This is a genomic window from Roseiflexus castenholzii DSM 13941 (genome assembly GCF_000017805.1).
In the GTDB taxonomy this organism is placed as follows: domain Bacteria; phylum Chloroflexota; class Chloroflexia; order Chloroflexales; family Roseiflexaceae; genus Roseiflexus; species Roseiflexus castenholzii.
The window spans coordinates 3,575,976-3,594,321 of sequence record NC_009767.1 but is presented as its reverse complement, the minus strand read 5'-3'; the positions used below and the strand labels follow the sequence as shown (position 1 = coordinate 3,594,321).

The window sequence follows — 18,346 nt, the reverse complement described above, 5'->3', positions numbered from 1 at the left end:
GATTGTCTTATTGTTTGGGCTACCCCCTGTGGGCGCCCTGATCCGGGTTCGGTTATGGTCGGAGCAACCCCCTGTGGGCGCCCCAACCTGGAGCGCCGTGCTCTGGCGAGGACCAATTCGGGGCAGGCACGGGGACCTGCCCCTACCCGAACGAACGGATGTGACGGGGCATCACGACCAAACCATTGGTTGCCCCTATCCGTGGGCCCTCCTACCGATTGCCGCCGCCGAAATCGTCGAGCGTCGCGTTACTTGCCTGGTGGTAGAACAGACCAATGCGACCGCCGCGGTTGACATACAAGTTGCCAACTACGGTGGTTGTGTCGGCCACGCCGATCAGTTCACAATTGACGTAGACCCGCACCGAGCCGTCCGTCAGCGCGCGCGCGCCGAGCACATCTCCCGCGTTGAGCGTGATGTTCGGGAAGATGCGCACCGTGCGCCATCCCTGCCCTGGCTGAAGCGCCTCGACCACGATCTGGCGATTCACTGCATCGTAGGAAACCAGAATGGCGCCCTGCGTTGCGTTCGTGCCGCGCCCCTTCAGCAACAGCGTGTGATGCGGGCTGTTCGGGTCGATGCTCGTCAGCGTGAAAAACGCTTCCTGATCGTTGCCGAACTGTGTCCTCCACAGCACCGCGCCACCTTTCTCGACATCGACCTGGTTCCCGGCGATACGATACTGGTCGAGTTGCGTCGCACCGGTCCAGCTGCGACCAAGCCGCCCGTTCGCGCGATTGAAGGCGTCGAGGATGCCGGTTGCCGGGAAGGTTGTAACCTTCACCGTGATCGACTTTACGCTCTCAGCTGCGCCCCACTCGTCGGTCGAGAAGAACTCGACCAGGTTTGTTCCTTCGGTTGTAATTGCGAAAGGTGCTGTGTACGTCTGCCACGAACCGCCATTCACCCGATACTGCGTCGTCGCCGGTTCATCGGTCGTCAGGGAGACGGTCGCGCTGCCGAAGAAGCAGTCCGCCGGGCAGCGCGGCGTGGTCGGTCCGCTGACGCTGGCGGTTGTAACCGGCGGTGTGGGAATGCCGCTCAATAGAATAAGTCCACCGGTTTCGGTCCGTCCATCGGTAGCATTGACGGTGATCGTCACCGGACCGGCGTTGTTCGGCGCCGGCGTGAAGACAAGGTTCGCCAGCGCCGCGTTCACAACGGCAGGTGTACCGTTGAGCGCAGCGGTATTGAGCGTTCCCGCAGTCGCCGGAGAAAGGCTCAGCGTTACCGTGACCGGCGCTGAGTCCGGGTCAATCACAAATGGATCGTGGAGCGCGAGCGGCGTCTCTTCGGTGTATGTCTGAGTGAAGAGCACGTCACCGAGCGGCGCGCGCGCCACCGTCAGCGTGTTGCTGGCTTCGTTGGCTGCCAGCGCGTACAGTGTGCCGTTGCGTTCGACCAGTTTGACCCCTTCAGGCGCTGCGCCGGCAGGGATGATCTGGAAGACGTTTGGCGCCGCCGGGTTGGTGATGTCCACCAGCGCGATAGCATTGGCGCGCTCCAGACCAACAGCAACAATGACACGCCCGCCGAAGACGTTTGCGTCCAGCACCTCCGGCTCAGCGCCGCCGCGATCACTGCGGCTATCGGGATAGATGCCATACCGCGCTGCCAGCGCGTCGATCTGATTGCCGCTATCGCCGACCAGCGCGCCGGTTGTCGCGTCGAAGACGCTCACTGTGCGTCCGCCGCGCACCCGCCCGCTGATTGCGCCGGATGGAACGTCGTCGCGGGTGTCGCCTTCGTCCGCCGTGACAACGTAGCCGTTGCCGCCGATCTCGATGAACGCAATGCCATCCGGCTCGCGGAACAGGCTTAACAATCGGGTCGGATTGAAGCCTCCACCGTTGACCGTATCAAACACGTGAGTCGCCTGCCCAAGCCCAAAGAACGTCAGGCTATTGTCCACAAGGTTGAGGCGCGCTACGCCGTTGTTCTCCTGGAGCGAAATGTAAGCGTACTGGCTATCGGCGGAGAACGTGACCGACTCCGGCTCCAGCGTCGCCGGTGTGTTGTCAATCGGCAACCGGGCAATGTCATCGGTGCGGTTGAGCGTGAAACCGGGTGTGCTCGCCAGCGACGGCAGCGCGATCTGTGCCACGCTCAGCGACGTTGAGCTGTCCGGGTCGAAACCGCTCAGGTTCACCACCGTCAGTGAACCGGGCCCGCCATTGTCGCCGACGGCAAATCCTTCGGCTTCATTGGCAATCACCGCGTACTGCCCGTTTGGCGAGATGGCGACCGAGTCGGGCTGGATGCCCGTAGTCGCGCTGGCAATGATTGTGCCGTCCAATCGGTAGGCGAAGACGGCGCCATTGAGCGGCGCAGCCGCAGGCGCTGCCGAACCGGCGACTGCCAGGAAGTAATCCTGCGTCGGATGAATGGCGACAGCGTTCAACCCGGTCAGTCCGGTAACAGTCGCCAGCACCCGGATGTTGAGCAGATCGGTGGTGTCGAGAACGTACACTGTGCCCGCATCGGCGTTGCTCAACACGGCACGATCGCCACGAATATCGATAATCTCGGCGCCGGTGATCCCGCGATCTGCGCCGAAGGTCGCCACTGCCGAAAGCGCAATCGGATCGTTCAGGTTCAACCCAACCAGGATCGGGTCGTGGTCCGAGGTGCGGTACTGGTCTGTCGCAAACAGGCTCACCTGCTGCCCCGCGCTCTTGAAGTTCGTGTTGTAGTCCAGCACGCTCGGCTCGTCGGCATTGATGTGGTACTCCACCACCCCACTCACCTTCGCCAGCGCCGACGGCGACGCCAACGCATAGTCCAGATACCCCCACTGCCCGTTGAATACGTAGGAGTACGCCTCGTCGCCAATGAACGTTTGCGCCAGGTCGGTGTACCCCGCTGCGCGCAGCACGTCTATCGGGTCCTCCTGCGCGTAGGAATTCAAGTCGCCCAGAATCAGGATGTCGTTGTCCCCGGTTCCGGTCGGGTTCCCTGCCAGCCACGCGACCAGTTCTTGCGCCGCGTTGCGGCGCACGATGTTGCAGTTCCCCGCGCCATCCCCCGCGTCGGGCGCGTCGCACGGACTGCCCTTCGACTTGAAGTGGTTCACTACCACCGTCACATCCTCGCCAGTGGCGCGGTGGCGGAAGGTCTGCGCCAGCGCCGGTCGGTTGCGCGGCGCGCTGTCGCCGCCGTTCACGAACGCCACCGTGTTGAGTGCGGCGGTCTGACCCACCGGAGTGACCACGGCAGGTTTGTAGAGGATCGCCACCTTGATCGCATCTGTGCCGAGCGCATTCGTCTGCCCGGTGGCAGCATCGACATCGATGAAGGCATACGTTCCCGGCGCGGTGGCGGCATTCAGGCGGTTGACCAATTCCGCCAGCGCGCTCGTTGGCCCGTACCCGTCATTCTCGATTTCGATCAATCCGAGCACATCGGCGTCGAGGCGCAGCAACGCCGGGATCAGTTTGGCATTCTGGCGCGTAAACTCGGTCGCGTTCTCCGCGCCGCGACAGTCGGCGGGGGGTCCACCGACGCCAAAGGTGCACCCACTGAACGTGTTGAAGTAGTTGAGCACATTGAACGCCGCCACGCGCAGGTCGCCGCCGACAGCGGGCGGCAGGTCGGGGCGCGGATTGGCAGCGACGAAGTTGGGCGCGCCGCCGCCGAGCGCGTTGATTGGACGCAGGCGATAGGCGTTGCCGCTGGCGGGGTTGCCAGCCCAGGTGTAGGTCAGCACGCCGACGATGCCGGTCGCAGTATCGCCGCCGCGCAGCGTATTGCCGGCGCTAAGCGGGTTGCCGCCGCGTCCGAAGCGGATCGGATCGGGGTTCTGGTTGTTGAGTTCGTCATCGACGATGATGCGATTGAGGTCATTGGCAGCCTGCAATGCCAGCGCCGCCGGACCGGGATCGACGACGTCAGTCGGCTGACGCAGGCGCGCGTCCGAACTCATGACGACCTGTCCGAAGCGCCCGAGCTGGAAGTGCTCGGTCACATAGAGGGTCTGCGGGAAGCGCACCAGCATCCCCTCGTAGCGTTCGAGGTAATCGGCGCTGGGGAAGGGCATCACGACATCGACCGGAGCGACTGTGGCGGTTCCGCCGCAGAACTCGATGGCGGTCACATTGCCGATCTGGGTCTGGTCCTGGAACTCGGTGGCGGCGCCGGTGACCTGGACGACCTGACCGAGGCTGACGGCGTTGGTGTTGCCGTTGAAGACAAAGACGCCCTCAGAAGTGAGCGGGTTGGCATCGACCTGGGCGATCTCCTGGAGGTAGAAGCCGCGCAGGTTGGGAGCAGGCCCCTCATAGTCGCCGACGACCACGCCCTGGATGGTGACGACTGTGCCGCTCAAGGGTGTGGTGGCGCCATTCCCCTGCACCTGATTGATCGGCGTGTCGGGGGCGCTGCACGCGACGGGAGTCGGCGTCGGTTCCGGCGTTGGCGAAGGGGTTGGTGTGGCGCTGCTGATCGGATTGCCGCGCACCGTCACCATATCGAAGCGCAACGTGCCGCTTGTTCCATAGGTGCTTCCTGGATTAGACGGGGCATAGACGCTGCTTCCAGACGCAAACGCGGCGACCACGCGAAAGACGACGTTGGGATTGTTGTTGAGCGCCGGGATGCCGCTGAAATCGAACGCGCGATTGTTGAACCACGCATCGCCAGCCGTCGCCGTGAACGTTGTGGCTTCGCTGAACGTCATACCGCCATCGGTCGAATAGAGGAGGGCGACGGCATTGGCGGCGGTGTTGCTGTGGCGCAGGTCGAAACTGAACGAGATGTTCTCATAGCCCACGGTACTGACTGCGAACTGCGCGCCGCGCTGCCGGTCTTCGGTTCCCTGGGGGGCGTAGGTGGTCGTGTTCCACGCCGAGTCATCGCCGGTATTCGGGTCGGTGCTGCCACCGCTGGCATCCCCGCTAGCGAAGGTGGCGGTTGTGCCGCCGACAAGCGACGCCGTCCCGCTGCCGATGGCTGGGATGGTCGTGCCGGTGGCGGTATTGCCGTCAGGTGGGTTTGAGTTGAACGTCCACTGGGTGATGATCGTCGTCGTAGCGGCGGCGCGCTGCGGCGCAACGAGTGCGCTGGTGAGCAGAAGCGCCAGCGTGGTCAGCGCCAGCAGCAGGCGCAGCGTCATCGGTGGGTGATGGCGGGATAGAACCATACGAACTTTTCTCCTTCCTCCTTCTCTTGTCTTGCGATACGGTGATCACCGTCGGGCTGGTCTGAGACCACGACCATCGGCGCTTTTCACTGCTCGAATAGCCACGGAGATCACGGTGATCACCATGGGGGTCGGTTGCAGACCTGCCCCAACCACAACGAATCCGCCGGCAGTGAGAGCGGTCATCTTCTGGAGAGACTTTGGCTCGGTGCGATTATACTCTGAAGCGGGTTAAGAACACAGCCAGAAATTGTTAAGTGCTCCGGTTAACCGTATTACGATATTTTCAGAAACGATTTCTTGACACTTTTCCTCTCCAGATGGTATGCTGATCGCGCTCGACACCATCATTCTCGCGTCAGGATCGTCTCATGTCGGGTCGCGCTGCCAGTCTACGCCTGTTCATCGCTGCGTTTCTGTTGATTGCAGCGCTCATCGTTCCGACTGACAGATTCACCATTCAGGCAACAGGCATTCTCACAGCCTCTCCGATCACGATCAGCGAAACGTTGCCATTGGGTCAACAGGTCACGCGACCACTGACGATCACCAACCTCGGTTCGACGACTGTCACAGCGTTGCTCTATGAAGCGCGCGCGCAGCCGTTGTTGGCGATGGCGCATGCAATCGGTCCCGCAAGCGTCCCTCTGCCGCAGCAAGATCACACGCTCGATCCGCGTCTGGCGGCGCAACTCGACGAACCCGCAGCGCAGGGTTCGTTCATTATCTATTTGCGCGATCAGGCGGACCTGAGCAGCGCATATGGCATCACCGACTGGTCAGAACGTGGGCGCTTCGTCTACCGAACGCTGGTAGAACACGCTGAACGCACACAACGCACCCTGCGCGCCGAGTTGACGGCGCGCGGTCTGACCTATCGACCGTTCTGGGTCGTCAACGCCATTCAGGTGGAAGGTGCGCTCGCCGATGCGCAGGCGCTGGAGCAGCGCGCTGACGTTGCTCTGGTGCGCGCCGACGCAAGTATCATGGTCGCGCTGCAAACGCTGCCGTCCAGCCTCGATACGCGCTGTAGCGCAGACGGCAATCCGATGTGCTGGAATATTCGCGCCATCCGCGCAGATCGTGTGTGGAACGAGTTTGGCATCACCGGTCAGGGCGTGACGGTCGCCTCCATCGATACCGGCGGGCTTTTCAGTCATCCGGCGCTGCGCGATCAGTATCGCGGTGCGCTCGGCAACGGCGCATACGACCACAACTACAACTGGTACGATCCGCAAGGGGCATTCCCTGCGCCGAACGATCAGAGCGGTCATGGAACGCATACCATCGGTATCATGGTCGGCAGGCGCATCGGAGGCGAGCGGTTTGGCGTTGCTCCCGGCGCGCGCTGGATTGCTGCGCAGGGGTGTGAAGGATCATTCTGCAACGAAAGTGACCTGATCGCCGCCGCGCAGTGGGTCCTGGCGCCGACTGACCTCCACGACCGCAATCCGCGCCCCGATCTGCGCCCGTTGATCGTCAACAACTCGTGGGCGGGCGGCGGCAACGACCCGTGGTATGCCGGATATACCGCCGCCTGGCGCGCGGCCGGCATCTTTCCCGTTTTTGCGGCAGGCAACGGCATGGGCGTCTGTCGCTCAATCGCATCCCCCGGCGACTATGCCGATGTCGTCGCTGTTGGCGCCACCGACCGCAACGACGCCATCGCCCCGTTCAGCCTGCGTGGTCCGACTGCCGATGGTCGCATGAAGCCGGACTTCGTCGCTCCGGGGGAGGGCGGCATCTACTCAACACACCTCAGTGACGGGTATGCCACTCTGCGCGGCACATCGATGGCAGCCCCCCACGTTGCCGGGGTTGTGGCACTGCTCTATTCGGCAAACCCGGCTCTGATCGGCGATTTTGAGTCGACCTACGCCATCCTGCGCGACACAGCGCGCAGAATAGCCGATGAACAGTGTGGCGTCGTATCCGGCGGCGGCAATCATGTGTATGGTTGGGGCTTGATCGACGCCCATGCGGCGGTTGCGCGAGCGCGCGTCGATGTGCCGTGGCTGCGCCTTTCACCGACGACGGTAACGCTCAATCCTGGTCAGAATGCAACGCTGGACGTGACGTTCGACTCCAACGGCGTTGCTGCGCCGGGGACCTATACTGCGCGCATTCAGATATATGCCGGTGATCTGACCCAACCGCCAGCGACCGTTGAGGTGACCATGAATGTGATCGCTTCGGGAACCATCGTCGGCGGCATTGTGCGCGATGCCGAGACCGGCGAAGCGCTGCGCGCGACAGTCAGCGTCAGCGGCGGCGCCAGCACGCCTACTTCCAATGACGGATCATACGCTCTCATCCTGCCGTCGGGCGTTTACACGTTGACGGCGTCCGCACTCTCGTATGCGCCGCAGCAGCGTGTGATTACTGTACCGGTGAGCGGATCGGTCGATTTTGGATTATTGCTCGATGCGCCGCATTTGACCCTTTCGACCGACCATGTGACGGCTACGCTCGATTTCAACACCACCGTCGAGCAAACCGTAACGATAACCAATACCGGTACCCGTCCTTTGACTTTTGAAGCCAGCGTCGGATATGCGCCATTCGGGGTCTATCGCAGTGATGAGCCAGGCGGACCGGTCTATCAGTGGATCGACCTGCCCGTTGATGCGCCGACGCTCGAATTGACCGATACAACCCGGATCGACAACATCCCCCTGGGCTTCGACTTTCCACTCTACACCCTCACCGTCACTGAAACGTCGGTCACATCGGATGGGACGCTTTCGTTTGGTTGGCCCTCCTCATATACCGGTCTGGTCGAACGTTGTTTGCCGGGGAGCGAAGCATTCTTCTACCTGCTGGCGCCCTTCCGCGCCGACCTTGATCCCGCGCGTGGCGGGCAGGTGCGGTACGGAACCGTCAACAGCAACGCAACATTCGTCGTCAGTTTCGAGGATGTGCCATTGGCGCAGGGTCCGCCGGATCAGAGATACACGTTTCAGGCGCTTCTCCATCGTGATGGACGGATTGTGTTTCAGTACGCCGACCTCAGCGCGCTCCCGGAGCGCTTGAGCGTTGGCGTTCAGAAGACCATGAATCAGGTTCAGCGGATCGGATGTGGCGCCGATACCCCTGTCACACCAGGGCTTGCCATCGAGTTCCGACCGCAGTTCAGCCCGGAGGGGTGGCTGGAAGTGGCGCCGGATCGGGGAACCGTAGCGCCGGGCGACAGCGCCACGCTCAGGCTCGCCTATCGCTGGCAGGGTCCACCGCAGGGCGCGCGCCTGCGCACCACGGTCACAGTGATCAGCAGTGATCCTCGCCGCAGAAACGCCACAATTATGGCGGAGGCGGCCATGCGTCCGGCGCCGTATGCCGTCTGGTTGGGGATCGTGGCTCGGTAACGCTTCCTGCACCGGGACGCATGGTATAATGAACCTGCGCTCTGGATGCGAACTGATATGTCTCCGTTGCACCCATTCACTGTTCATCTGCCGATTGGCCTGTTGCTCGGCAATGCGATCATGACGGCGCTCTACCTCTGGCGTGGCGACCGAACGCTGGAAACGGCGGCGTATCACTGCTTGTGGTTGGGGTGGTTGCTGCTTCTCCCCGCAGTTGCCAGTGGAACGATCGATGCGGCGCGGCAGGTGTTCGATCCCGTGCGTCCACGCGATGATGCGCTGGTGTGGGTCAATGCCCATGCACTGTCAGGCGTGGCGGTGATGGTTGTCTACTGGCAGGCGTGGCAAGCCCGGCGTCGGAATCCCACGATCCTGGATGATGCCAGGATACGGCGTGGATACCTGGCGCGACTCGCCATCGGCGCGGCGCTTGTCGTGCTGACCGGGTGGCTGGGGGGGCAACTGGTCTATTCCCTGCGCCTGGGGGTGGGGTGAAGCGCAAGGCAAGAGGCGAGAGGGTTGCAGAACAAAGGGGGTCAAGGCTGGTCCGAATTCGGTATTGTCCACGTCTACCGTTCGATGCATAACGCAGAAATCGATGCGTGAAGGAGATCGCTGTGCTCGATCTATTCTTCTATCTGTTGCTCTGGATTCCGCTCAATCTCTTGCGGTTGATATGGTCCAACTGGAAAATCGAAGGACGCGAGAATCTACCGCCGCGCCCGCAGGGGATGATCCTGGCAGTGAATCACCTGCACTGGAGCGACATTCTCGTCATCGGCGCATCGTTGCCGCTCTCGCATCGTCCCTGGTGGGTCGCCAAGGTTGAGCTGTTTCAACACCCCATTACGGCGTGGTGGTTCCGCACCATGCACGTTATTCCGATCCGGCGTGGGCAACGCGACCTGGCGGCGCTCGAAGCCGCTGAAGAAGCGCTCAAACAGGGCGCCGTTCTGATCATGTTCCCGGAAGGTCATCGCAGCGATACAAAGCAGTTGCAGCAGGGACGCGGCGGAGCGGTGCGCCTGGCGGTCCGCTCCGGTTGCCCGATTGTGCCGGTCGCCATCTGGGGCACAGAAGCCGGATTTGGCGGCATTCTGCGGCGCAGCCCGGTGCGGGTGCGGTTTGGCAAGCCATATCACCCGCAGGTCGAAGGCGACAAGATTCCTTTTGATCGGATGAGTGAACTCACCGATGAAATGATGCTGCGGATTGCCGCACTGATGCCGGAGAAGTATTGGGGATACTACCGCGAACGCATGCTGGCAGAAACGACAGCGCAATCGTCATAATATTGCGCGCCTTTTTGCGGCGCCCCGACTGTACGGAAAGAACTGCGCTACGCGCTTTCCGAAAAAATTCGTTACGCGCTCACGCCTCTGATCGTTCCTCCGGTCCCAGAATGAGATCGGCAATGTACACCGCAAGGCGCGCCGCCAGAGTGGTCAGCAGCAGGCTGAGCAGTCCGACCAGCAGACGGCGCTTCATGTCATCGTCGAACAGACCAGTGTTCATGGTGTTATGCGCTCCTTTTCAGAATCGCCCCGCAGTATACCATGTTCTTTTCGCTATTCCTCTTCAATCTGCGTGAGATTCGGAAATGCGCTGCGTAACCGCGCCACAATCGCCGCCGCTTCGGTGCGCGCCGTCGCCAGCGTCGCGTCGTCGGGCGGGGGGAGTTCCAGGGCGCGCTCATCGCTCCCCGGACCGGCAGGGAAACGCCGCCGTAGTGCAACGGTCGCCGCTGCCGCGCCCACAAAGGCGCCGACGATGATACCTGCCATCAAGCCATTTCCTGATTGATGGTCTTCCATTATATCACCTCAAGGTAATCCGCATCGGGAAGTGGAGGGAATGGCGCTGTCGGCAACGTCTGATACCAGTATGCCACCGATGCAATATCATCCTGCAACGGCAGATACCGTCCGCCGCTGCGCCAGCCAAGCGCCTGAATCGTCACCCGCAGATCGCGCGCGAAACGGATGGGATCGGTAATATGCCAGCGGTACATGCTGAAGCGCATCTGCGAGCGATAAAGACCATCGGGGCGGATGACCTGCGCCAGCCCGGAGTAGGGGGTCGTAAATTCGCGGTAGCCGCCGTGCTCTTTGCCAACATCGAAATTGTACGAACCGCAAAAGTAGTCTTCCGTGCCGGTGCCGCAAATCGTTGGGTATTCGTCGTCACCGTCGAGGTAGAACTTGATCTCGCCTTCGCCCCACCAACCGTTGTTGTTGACTCCCCACGCCAGATACGTGCCGACGTATTGCCCCTGCCCGCGCACACCGTCGAGGATGGTGTAGACCTGTTTGTAGGGCAACGGGTTGACGCGCCGGAACTGTGCGTGGAAGTATGCCACATCGTCGGACACATCAGTTTCGGTAAACGTGATCTGGTAGTAGAGCGTCATTTCTTGGGCGGCGATATTCGTCATCGTTATGCGAAACCCTTTGCGGTAGGGCATCTCCCAGTAACAATTGAACGCACTGCCAGGGTTCACGCACACTGCCAGCGAACTGATCTGCGCGTACTGTCCCCAACCGCAGGCAAAGAAGTCGCCCGCCGGGCATTCGACCGATGGCGTGTCCTGGTCGTCCCAATAGATGCGCAGAATACTGTGGCGCCAGTGACCGGTCAGCGTCATCCAGATATGCTGAATCGCACCCGACCCCCGCACATCGGCAAGGGTTCGCGTTTCGCCGGGCGCAATGCGGATCGATGGCGAAATTTTCCAGCCGATCCCCAGATCGCGGGCGCATGCCGCGCCAGTTCCATCGGTCGCCATTCCGCCTTGACCCTTTTCGCCGGTGAAGTTCTCCGGACTGATCGAGCGAGTCCGCGCCTGCGACAGGCGCGCCAGATTGCCCAGGTGCATGCCCAGACCGTTGAACGACGTCATGCTCGGATACCTTTGCACATGTGTAGGGAAGAAAGATATGCCGGTAACGCTGAGGATTATACCGCAATCGTCTCTTCACGATTCGCCATACAAACCCTCTACATGCCTTCTTCAACACCCGCACACAATCATCCTCCAAAAACGGTTGCGTTTTCTTAACCAATGATACGCGGCTCTTCTCCACCGGCGCACTGCACCGTTTGCCATGCGTCGCTATACTGAAATCACGCACTGCCTGTCACGATCTTTCGGCGAGGAACGCTTATGAAAACGCTCACCTTCATTCTCGGCATGGAGCGGTTCAACGCTCATATCTGGGAGGAAGTCGAACGCAACCTGCGCGATGCGGGGGTTGCCGTGCGCCTGTTGCGCTTCCACGACGGGCACGTTGAGCGACGCGATCCGGCGCTGGCGGACGCCATCGCCCAGGCGGACGTTCTTTTCATCACGCTCATCAACATGCGCGAACAGGCGCAGTGGCTGAAGGAGCAGATCGAGCATGCCGATCCAAAGATCGTCTTCGCTTTCGAGAGCATGCCCGAAGTGATGGCGCTGACGCGCGTTGGCGAGTATCGGGTGCAGAACGGCGGACGCGCCTCTATGCCCAAGCCGATGCAGGCAGTGCTCCGCCTGATGACGCGCGGACGCGAGGAAGATACCCTCTACGCCTACACGAAACTGACCAAAATCACGGCGAAACTGCTGCCGCTTATGCCGCCCAAACTGAAGGACTTCCGCACCTGGCTGAGCGTCAATATCTACTGGAACCAGCCCGATGTCTACAATCTGACGCAGATGGTGCGCCTGATCCTGCGCGATTGCCTGGGGCAGAACCTGGATGTCGCGCCGGTGCGGATGATCCCGATGATGGGATGCTTCCATCCCGCCACCGACGAACTCTTTGCCAACCCCGACGCCTATCTGAAGTGGTATCGGAAATATCGCAACCAGCAACGACGGCGCAGTTCGGTTCCTCTGCCTGAAGCGCCGCTGGTCGCGCTGCTCGCCTTTCGCAAACACATCGTTCAGCGGCAGCAATACATTGCCGACTTGATCGACGCGCTCGAGGCGCAGGGAATGGCGGTGCTGCCGATTGTCGTCAGCGGCATCGAGATGCACGTGGCGGTGCGTGAATGGGTGGCGCGGCAGAAGGTCGATCTGATCATCAACACGATGGGCTTCCCGATTATCGGCGGACCGGCGGGTTCGACAAAGCCAGGGCAGTACCGTGAGACGGCGGTCAATCTGCTGGCGGGCATCGACGTGCCCTACATGATCGTTCAACCGCTCCAGATGCAAGATATTGACCACTGGCGGTCTCACGGCGTTGCGCCAATGCAGGCGGTCATTATGTATGACCTGCCGGAAATGGACGGCAGTGTTGCGCCCGTGGCGCTCGGCGCAATCCGCGATCAGCGCATCGTCGCTACTCCCGATCGTCTGGCGCGCGCGGCGCGACTGGCTGCCGGATGGGTGCGGTTGCGGCGCAAGGCGAATGCAGAGAAGCGGGTGGCGTTGGTGATCTATAACTTCCCGCCCGGCATGGGGAAACTCGGCACAGCCGCACTTCTCGACGTGCCTGCCACATTGCACGCGATCCTGCGCCGCCTCGCAGCCGAAGGGTATCGGGTGGAAGGTGTTCCGGCGACTGCCGAGGAACTGGCGCAGCAGATTGCAACCCTCGATACGGCGGAAGAGACGCCCACGGTTGTTCCTACGCGCACTGCCGTGCCGCTGGCGGAGTATCACGCAATCGTGCCTGCCGATCATGCGGAGCGAATCGACCGCAAATGGGGCATGCCTCCTGGTGAGATTGCGCCGCGCGGACGCGACGCCATTCGCCTGGATACCCTCTCCTTTGGCAATGTGATCGTCGCGGTCCAACCACCGATGGGTGTTCCCGGCGATCCGATGCGCCTGTTGTTCGACCGCGATTTCACGCCGCACCATCAATATGTGGCGTTCTATCGCTGGCTGACGCAACGCTGGCGCGCGGATGCCATCGTCCACGTTGGGATGCACGGCACGGCGGAGTGGATGCCGGGGCTGCCACTCGGATTGACCGACGGGTGCTGGCCCGATCTGTTGCTCGGTGATGCGCCGCACCTCTATCTCTACCCGCTGAATAACCCGGCGGAAGCGGCGATTGCCCGACGGCGCGGCTATGCGGCGATCATCAGTCACCTGACGCCGCCGTATGCGCGCGCAGGGCTATACCGGCAACTGGCGATGATCCGCGCCGAAATTGAGCAGCAAACAGCACAAACGAACGCTGCTGATGCGCGGACACTCTACGAGCGTCTGCCGCTTCTGAGTGCGCACATCCCTGAACTGACCCCACTGCCCGATGAGTCTGCCATCACATTTGTGCAGCGCGTCCGGCAGCATCTGGAAGAAATCGAGCAGCGGTTGATCCTCGATGGTCTCCACATCTTTGGCGCAGCGCCGGCGCCAGAGCGGGCAGCGGCGCTGATCGAGGCGGCGCTCGATGTGCCGCGTGAAGGGCGGTTGGGACTGAGCGGAGCGCTTCAGAGCGTCGGCATCCCCGAGGAGCGAGTTGCGCAGGCGCGCGCCGATTTCGTGCGCCGCTTCGTCATCGGACGGCAGACTGTGCAACTGACGGACTGGCTCCAGGAGTTTGGGCGACCACGCGACATTGGAGTGTTGTTCGACCCGCAGTTCTATATCGGCCACGGGCGCGCCATACTCGATGGTCTCGCACAGGCGCCGGGCGAACTCGATGCCCTGGTTCATGCGCTCGATGGCGGCTACATTCGCCCCGCGCCTGGCGCGGATCCGGTGCGCGCGGGCGCCGCCGCTCTGCCGAGCGGGCGCAATATCCACAGCATCGACCCATGGCGGCTCCCGTCGGATGCAGCGCTGGCGCGCGGCAGGCAAATGGCGGAACAGTTGCTGGCGCAGCACCGTCAGGCATCGCCAGAAGGAGCGTATCCGCAGACGGTTGCGCTGACGTTGTGGGCGCTCGATACGATCAAAACCGAGGGTGAGAGCATTGGTGCAGCGTTGGCGCTGATCGGCGCACGCCCCGAACGCGACGGGCAGGGCAAGATCTGGCGCTATGAACTTGTGCCGCTGGAAGAACTGGGACGTCCCCGGATCGACGTGCTGCTCGATGTGAGCGCCATTTTCCGCGACACGTTTCAGATCAGCCTCGACCTGCTCGACGATCTCTTCCGGCGCGCGGTGGAAGCAAACGAGCCGCCGGAATGGAACTTCATTCGAGCGCATGCGCTGACACAGCAGGCGCGGGGACTGACCTGGGAGCAGGCGACTGCCCGAATTTTCACCCAGGCGCCCGGCAGGTATGGCACAGGCGTCGATGAGTTAGTCGAAGAGGGACAGTGGCAGGAAGCGAGCGACCTGGCGAACATGTATCTCCGGCGCAACGGTTTCGCCTACGGCGGCGGACGCGGCGGACAGGAGGCGGTCGAAGCGTTGCGTGGCATGCTTGGCACCGTCGAGCACGTTTTCCAGGCAATCGACAGCGTCGAATACGGCTTGACCGACATGCAGCACTACTACGGGCACAGCGGCGCGATCCGGTTGGCGGCGGGGCGTGTGCGTGGCGGCGATGTGCCGCTCAGCTACGCCGAGAGCCACACCGGGCATGTGCGCGTCGCGGCGGCGGAACACTTAATCCGGCTCGAAGCGCGCGCCAAACTGCTCAACCCGCGCTGGTACGAAGCGCTGCTTCAGCACGGGTATGCCGGCGCCGCTGAGATCGGCAACCGTTTCACCTATCTGGTCGGATGGAGCGCAACCACCGGCGCCGTCGAAAAATGGGTGTATGACCAGATGGCAGAGACCTTCGTGCTCGACGATGCCATGCGTGAGCGGTTGGCTCAGGCGAACCCGCGCGCCGCGCGTAACGCGGTTGCGCGTCTGCTCGAAAGCCACGGGCGTGGTCTGTGGCAGGCGGACGACGAGACCATCGAGCGGTTGCAGGCAATCTACGCCGATCTCGAGGATCAGTTAGAAGGGATCGAGTCGATTCGGTAGTGGGACGCAGCAGGCGGCGGGTAGGCGCCGGCACTGCCTGCGCCGACCCGCTGGTATCACACCTCGATACTGTCGGCGGCAGTATCGATCATGCGCAGCAATTCATCACGTGAGACACGCCGACCGCGTGAGCGGATCCAGCGCGCGAACCAGCGCAGATTATTGTGAAAGGCAATGATCGCCTCTTCTTCGGACAACTCCGGCACCTTCTGGCGTAGCAACGCCAGGATCGCCTCTCGCTCCTCGCCATCGATCTCAGGAATGCTCATGAGAATCCGTTCCGCGCGCAAGAAGAAGATTTCGCGCTCCAGCGGCGGAAACTCATCGCCGATCTGCCGAATGTTTCCCAGATAACAAACCGTGCGCTGGCGCGGCGTGTCGTTTTCGTCACGGTAGCTTTCGACCAGATACGCATCGTGGAACGTCACGTTGGCTGCGCCGGCGTTTTTGTGCTTACGAACAATCCAGCGAATATACATGGGTACCCCTGCGTATTGAGACCTATCAGTAGTATAGCATGTTCCACAGCAAAGATGTGCGGCTACCCGCTCAGCGGCTGCGTTCCACTCCGACCCGCGCGCAAAGGTGCGCTAGCGGGCAGGCGCTGCAACGCGGCGAGGTCGGGTGACAGATATTCTGCCCCAGGGTGACAAGCAGCCCGTTGATTTCCTTCCAGTACTCGAAGGGCAAAATCTCGCGCAGTTTCATCTCGGTTTCTTCTGGCGTTCTGGTCTGCACATAGCCCCAGCGGTTGCAGATGCGGTGAACGTGGGTATCGACGCAAATCCCCGGTAGATCGAAACCGGCGGTGAGCACCAGGTTAGCGGTTTTTCGCCCAACGCCGGGCAACGCCAGGAGCGCATCGAGATCGGCGGGAACCTTGCCGCCGTGCTCCTCGATCAGGCGCCGACAGATAGCACGGATCGTTCGCGCCTTGTTGCGATAGAACCCAACCGGATAGATCAGTTCGGCGATCTCTTCTTCGCTGAGCGCCAGCATCTTCTCCGGTGAGTCGGCGACCGCGAACAGGCGTGGCGCGACCACGGCGGTCATCGTGTCCTTGGTGCGCAGGCTGAGGATGGTGGCGATCAGGATGCGAAACGGGTTGTTTGCCTCTTCCTCCCCCATGCCATCGATCAGCGGCTTGGGGAAACGCGGCATCTCGGCGCGCAAAATCGCCATCGCAGCGTGGATGTCGAATGTGGTCATTGCCTTTTCATCTCGACTACCAGCAACCCGATAAGCGCCACTTCGATGAGTTTGTCCACATATGCAATGAGCGAGCGTTCGCCGAAGGCCACCCATCCGATGATAGTCACCGCCGTAAAGCCGATCAACGTCCAGCGAATGGTGCGTCGGTAAGCGGCGAGTTGTGGCAGGTAGAGCGCCGCCGCCAACCCAATGTATCCCAGACCGTTGAGATAAAACATGATCAGGTTTGTTGGCAGTGCCAGCACAATGTGGATAATCGCCGTCGCCAATGCTAATAGAATGATGCCGATCTGGAGCGGGCTGAGTGTCATGGGCGGTCCAATCAGGGGTTTGGGGTTAACCGTCTCAACATGCAACCTGTAACCATCCGCCTCCGGCCTTCCACTTTTCCGTCTTCCAACCGGCGCCCCGTGGGTATGTGCCATCGGTCCATCCCTGCGCGCGGGGATGTGCCATCGGCACGTCCCCACGTTGGTTGCGACGGGTCACGTTCAATGTGCAACGTCCACCCCCAACACCTTCGCCACGGTAAAAATGTCCTTGTCACCGCGCCCCGAAAGGTTGATCAGGATGATCTGATCGGGGCGCATGGTCGGCGCGAGTTTGATCGCTTCGGCAACCGCGTGCGCGCTTTCGAGCGCCGGAATGATTCCTTCGAGCCGCGCCAGCGTCTGAAACGCATCGAGCGCCTCTTCATCGTCGGCAACCGTGTAGGTTGCGCGCCCCTGATCGTGGAGCAGGGCATGTTCCGGTCCAATCGCGGCATAGTCGAGACCGGCCGAGACGCTATGGGTTAACCCGATCTGCCCGTCATCGTTTTGTAGCACATAGGTGTATGTTCCTTGAAGGACGCCCGGACGCCCCCCCGCAAAGCGCGCCGCGTGGTCGCCTGGCGTGATGCCGCGCCCGCCAGCCTCAACGCCACGCAATGCCACCTCGGCATCGTCGAGGAACGCATGGAAGATGCCAATAGCATTCGAGCCGCCGCCGACGCATGCCAGCACCACATCGGGCAAGCGCCCGGTTAATGCCAGCATCTGCTCGCGCGCCTCACGTCCGATCACGCTCTGAAAGTCGCGCACCATCGTCGGGTAGGGATGCGGACCAAGCGCCGAGCCGAGGAGATAGTACGAGTCCGGGTTCGTCACCCAGTCGCGCATGGCTTCGTTGATCGCATCTTTGAGTGTCCGTGATCCGCTGGCAACCCCACGCACCTCTGCGCCGAGCAATCGCATACGGAAGACATTCGGTTGCTGGCGCGCCATATCATCGACGCCCATGTACACCACGCACTCCATGCCGAGCAACGCGCAGACAGTGGCGGTTGCGACGCCGTGCTGCCCGGCGCCGGTTTCAGCGATGATCCGCGTTTTCCCCATGCGCTTCGCCAACAGTCCCTGTCCGAGCGCATTGTTGATCTTGTGCGCGCCGGTGTGCGCCAGGTCCTCGCGCTTGAGGTAGATCTGTGCGCCGCCAAGGTGCTCTGTCAGCCGCTGCGCAAAAGTCAGCGGCGTGGGTCTGCCGGTATAACTGCGGTGCAACCGGTCGAGTTCCGCCCAGAACTCCGGATCCTGACGGGCGTTGGCATATGCCTGTTCGAGCGCCGCAACCGCTGGCGCCAGTGTTTCGGGAATGTATGCCCCGCCGTAGGGACCGAAGCGTCCGGCATAGGCTGGATCAAGTGTCGTCGCCTGTTGCATACGGAATATCATA

12 protein-coding genes are annotated in these 18,346 nt (G+C 62.0%); 4 read left to right on the top strand and 8 right to left on the bottom strand.

From position 1 onward, the window contains the following. Positions 1-211: 211 nt before the first annotated feature. Positions 212-5,137: an ExeM/NucH family extracellular endonuclease gene (locus tag RCAS_RS14305; RefSeq protein ID WP_012121269.1), complete on the bottom strand. Its 4,926-nt coding sequence runs from the start codon at positions 5,135-5,137 to the stop codon at positions 212-214. 371 nt (positions 5,138-5,508) lie between these two features. On the opposite strand from RCAS_RS14305, the gene RCAS_RS14300 reads away from it, so the two are divergent. The 3 genes from RCAS_RS14300 (at position 5,509) to RCAS_RS14290 (ending at position 9,794) form a co-directional block, all read left to right on the top strand. Further along, positions 5,509-8,502: a S8 family serine peptidase gene (locus RCAS_RS14300; RefSeq protein ID WP_012121268.1), complete on the top strand. Its 2,994-nt coding sequence runs from the start codon at positions 5,509-5,511 to the stop codon at positions 8,500-8,502. 57 nt (positions 8,503-8,559) lie between these two features. Further along, positions 8,560-8,997 (top strand): DUF2231 domain-containing protein, encoded by a 438-nt coding sequence (locus RCAS_RS14295; protein WP_041332040.1) that lies wholly within the window; start codon positions 8,560-8,562, stop codon positions 8,995-8,997. Positions 8,998-9,119: 122 nt separating this feature from the next. Continuing rightward, positions 9,120-9,794 (top strand): lysophospholipid acyltransferase family protein, encoded by a 675-nt coding sequence (locus RCAS_RS14290; RefSeq protein ID WP_012121266.1) that lies wholly within the window; start codon positions 9,120-9,122, stop codon positions 9,792-9,794. 79 nt (positions 9,795-9,873) lie between these two features. Here RCAS_RS14290 and RCAS_RS25680 read toward each other — a convergent pair whose 3' ends face one another. Genes RCAS_RS25680 through RCAS_RS14280 form a run of 3 tightly spaced genes read right to left on the bottom strand, consistent with a single transcriptional unit; the run spans position 9,874 to position 11,401 of the window. Continuing rightward, complete coding sequence (locus RCAS_RS25680) at positions 9,874-10,017, bottom strand: hypothetical protein (protein WP_012121265.1); 144 nt, start codon at positions 10,015-10,017, stop codon at positions 9,874-9,876. Positions 10,018-10,070: 53 nt separating this feature from the next. Further along, positions 10,071-10,316: a hypothetical protein gene (locus RCAS_RS14285; protein ID WP_012121264.1), complete on the bottom strand. Its 246-nt coding sequence runs from the start codon at positions 10,314-10,316 to the stop codon at positions 10,071-10,073. Further along, on the bottom strand, positions 10,316-11,401 hold the full coding sequence (locus RCAS_RS14280) for a glycoside hydrolase family 172 protein (protein WP_012121263.1): 1,086 nt from the start codon (positions 11,399-11,401) through the stop codon (positions 10,316-10,318). The genes RCAS_RS14285 and RCAS_RS14280 overlap by 1 nt, the downstream gene beginning before the upstream one ends. A gap of 264 nt (positions 11,402-11,665) precedes the next feature. Between RCAS_RS14280 and RCAS_RS14275 the strand changes: the two genes are divergently transcribed. Beyond that, positions 11,666-15,421, top strand: a complete 3,756-nt coding sequence (locus tag RCAS_RS14275; RefSeq protein WP_012121262.1) for a cobaltochelatase subunit CobN — start codon at positions 11,666-11,668, stop codon at positions 15,419-15,421. A gap of 56 nt (positions 15,422-15,477) precedes the next feature. Here the strand turns inward: RCAS_RS14275 and RCAS_RS14270 are convergent, their stop codons facing one another. The 4 genes from RCAS_RS14270 to trpB all read right to left on the bottom strand — a co-directional run bounded on the left by RCAS_RS14270 (position 15,478) and on the right by trpB (position 18,345). Continuing rightward, the gene (locus RCAS_RS14270; RefSeq protein ID WP_012121261.1) at positions 15,478-15,900 is read right to left on the bottom strand and encodes a hypothetical protein; all 423 of its coding nucleotides are present in this window, start codon (positions 15,898-15,900) and stop codon (positions 15,478-15,480) included. 70 nt (positions 15,901-15,970) lie between these two features. Then, positions 15,971-16,630, bottom strand: coding sequence for an endonuclease III domain-containing protein (locus RCAS_RS14265; RefSeq protein ID WP_012121260.1), 660 nt, complete (start codon positions 16,628-16,630; stop codon positions 15,971-15,973). After that, on the bottom strand, positions 16,627-16,944 hold the full coding sequence (locus RCAS_RS14260; protein ID WP_041330826.1) for a hypothetical protein: 318 nt from the start codon (positions 16,942-16,944) through the stop codon (positions 16,627-16,629). The genes RCAS_RS14265 and RCAS_RS14260 overlap by 4 nt, the downstream gene beginning before the upstream one ends. 180 nt (positions 16,945-17,124) lie before the next feature. Continuing rightward, complete coding sequence (trpB, locus tag RCAS_RS14255) at positions 17,125-18,345, bottom strand: tryptophan synthase subunit beta (protein ID WP_012121258.1); 1,221 nt, start codon at positions 18,343-18,345, stop codon at positions 17,125-17,127. Between the last annotated feature and the right edge of the window lies 1 nt (position 18,346).

Bases quoted from the DNA above. Each gene is read 5' to 3' on its own strand.
- RCAS_RS14305 (WP_012121269.1), bottom strand. From the start codon at position 5,137: ATGGTTCTATCCCGCCATCACCCACCGATGACGCTGCGCCTGCTGCTG.
- RCAS_RS14300 (WP_012121268.1), top strand. From the start codon at position 5,509: ATGTCGGGTCGCGCTGCCAGTCTACGCCTGTTCATCGCTGCGTTTCTG.
- RCAS_RS14295 (WP_041332040.1), top strand. From the start codon at position 8,560: ATGTCTCCGTTGCACCCATTCACTGTTCATCTGCCGATTGGCCTGTTG.
- RCAS_RS25680 (WP_012121265.1), bottom strand. From the start codon at position 10,017: ATGAACACTGGTCTGTTCGACGATGACATGAAGCGCCGTCTGCTGGTC.
- RCAS_RS14285 (WP_012121264.1), bottom strand. From the start codon at position 10,316: ATGGAAGACCATCAATCAGGAAATGGCTTGATGGCAGGTATCATCGTC.
- RCAS_RS14280 (WP_012121263.1), bottom strand. From the start codon at position 11,401: ATGACGTCGTTCAACGGTCTGGGCATGCACCTGGGCAATCTGGCGCGC.
- RCAS_RS14275 (WP_012121262.1), top strand. From the start codon at position 11,666: ATGAAAACGCTCACCTTCATTCTCGGCATGGAGCGGTTCAACGCTCAT.
- RCAS_RS14270 (WP_012121261.1), bottom strand. From the start codon at position 15,900: ATGTATATTCGCTGGATTGTTCGTAAGCACAAAAACGCCGGCGCAGCC.
- RCAS_RS14265 (WP_012121260.1), bottom strand. From the start codon at position 16,630: ATGACCACATTCGACATCCACGCTGCGATGGCGATTTTGCGCGCCGAG.
- RCAS_RS14260 (WP_041330826.1), bottom strand. From the start codon at position 16,944: ATGACACTCAGCCCGCTCCAGATCGGCATCATTCTATTAGCATTGGCG.
- trpB (WP_012121258.1), bottom strand. From the start codon at position 18,345: ATGATATTCCGTATGCAACAGGCGACGACACTTGATCCAGCCTATGCC.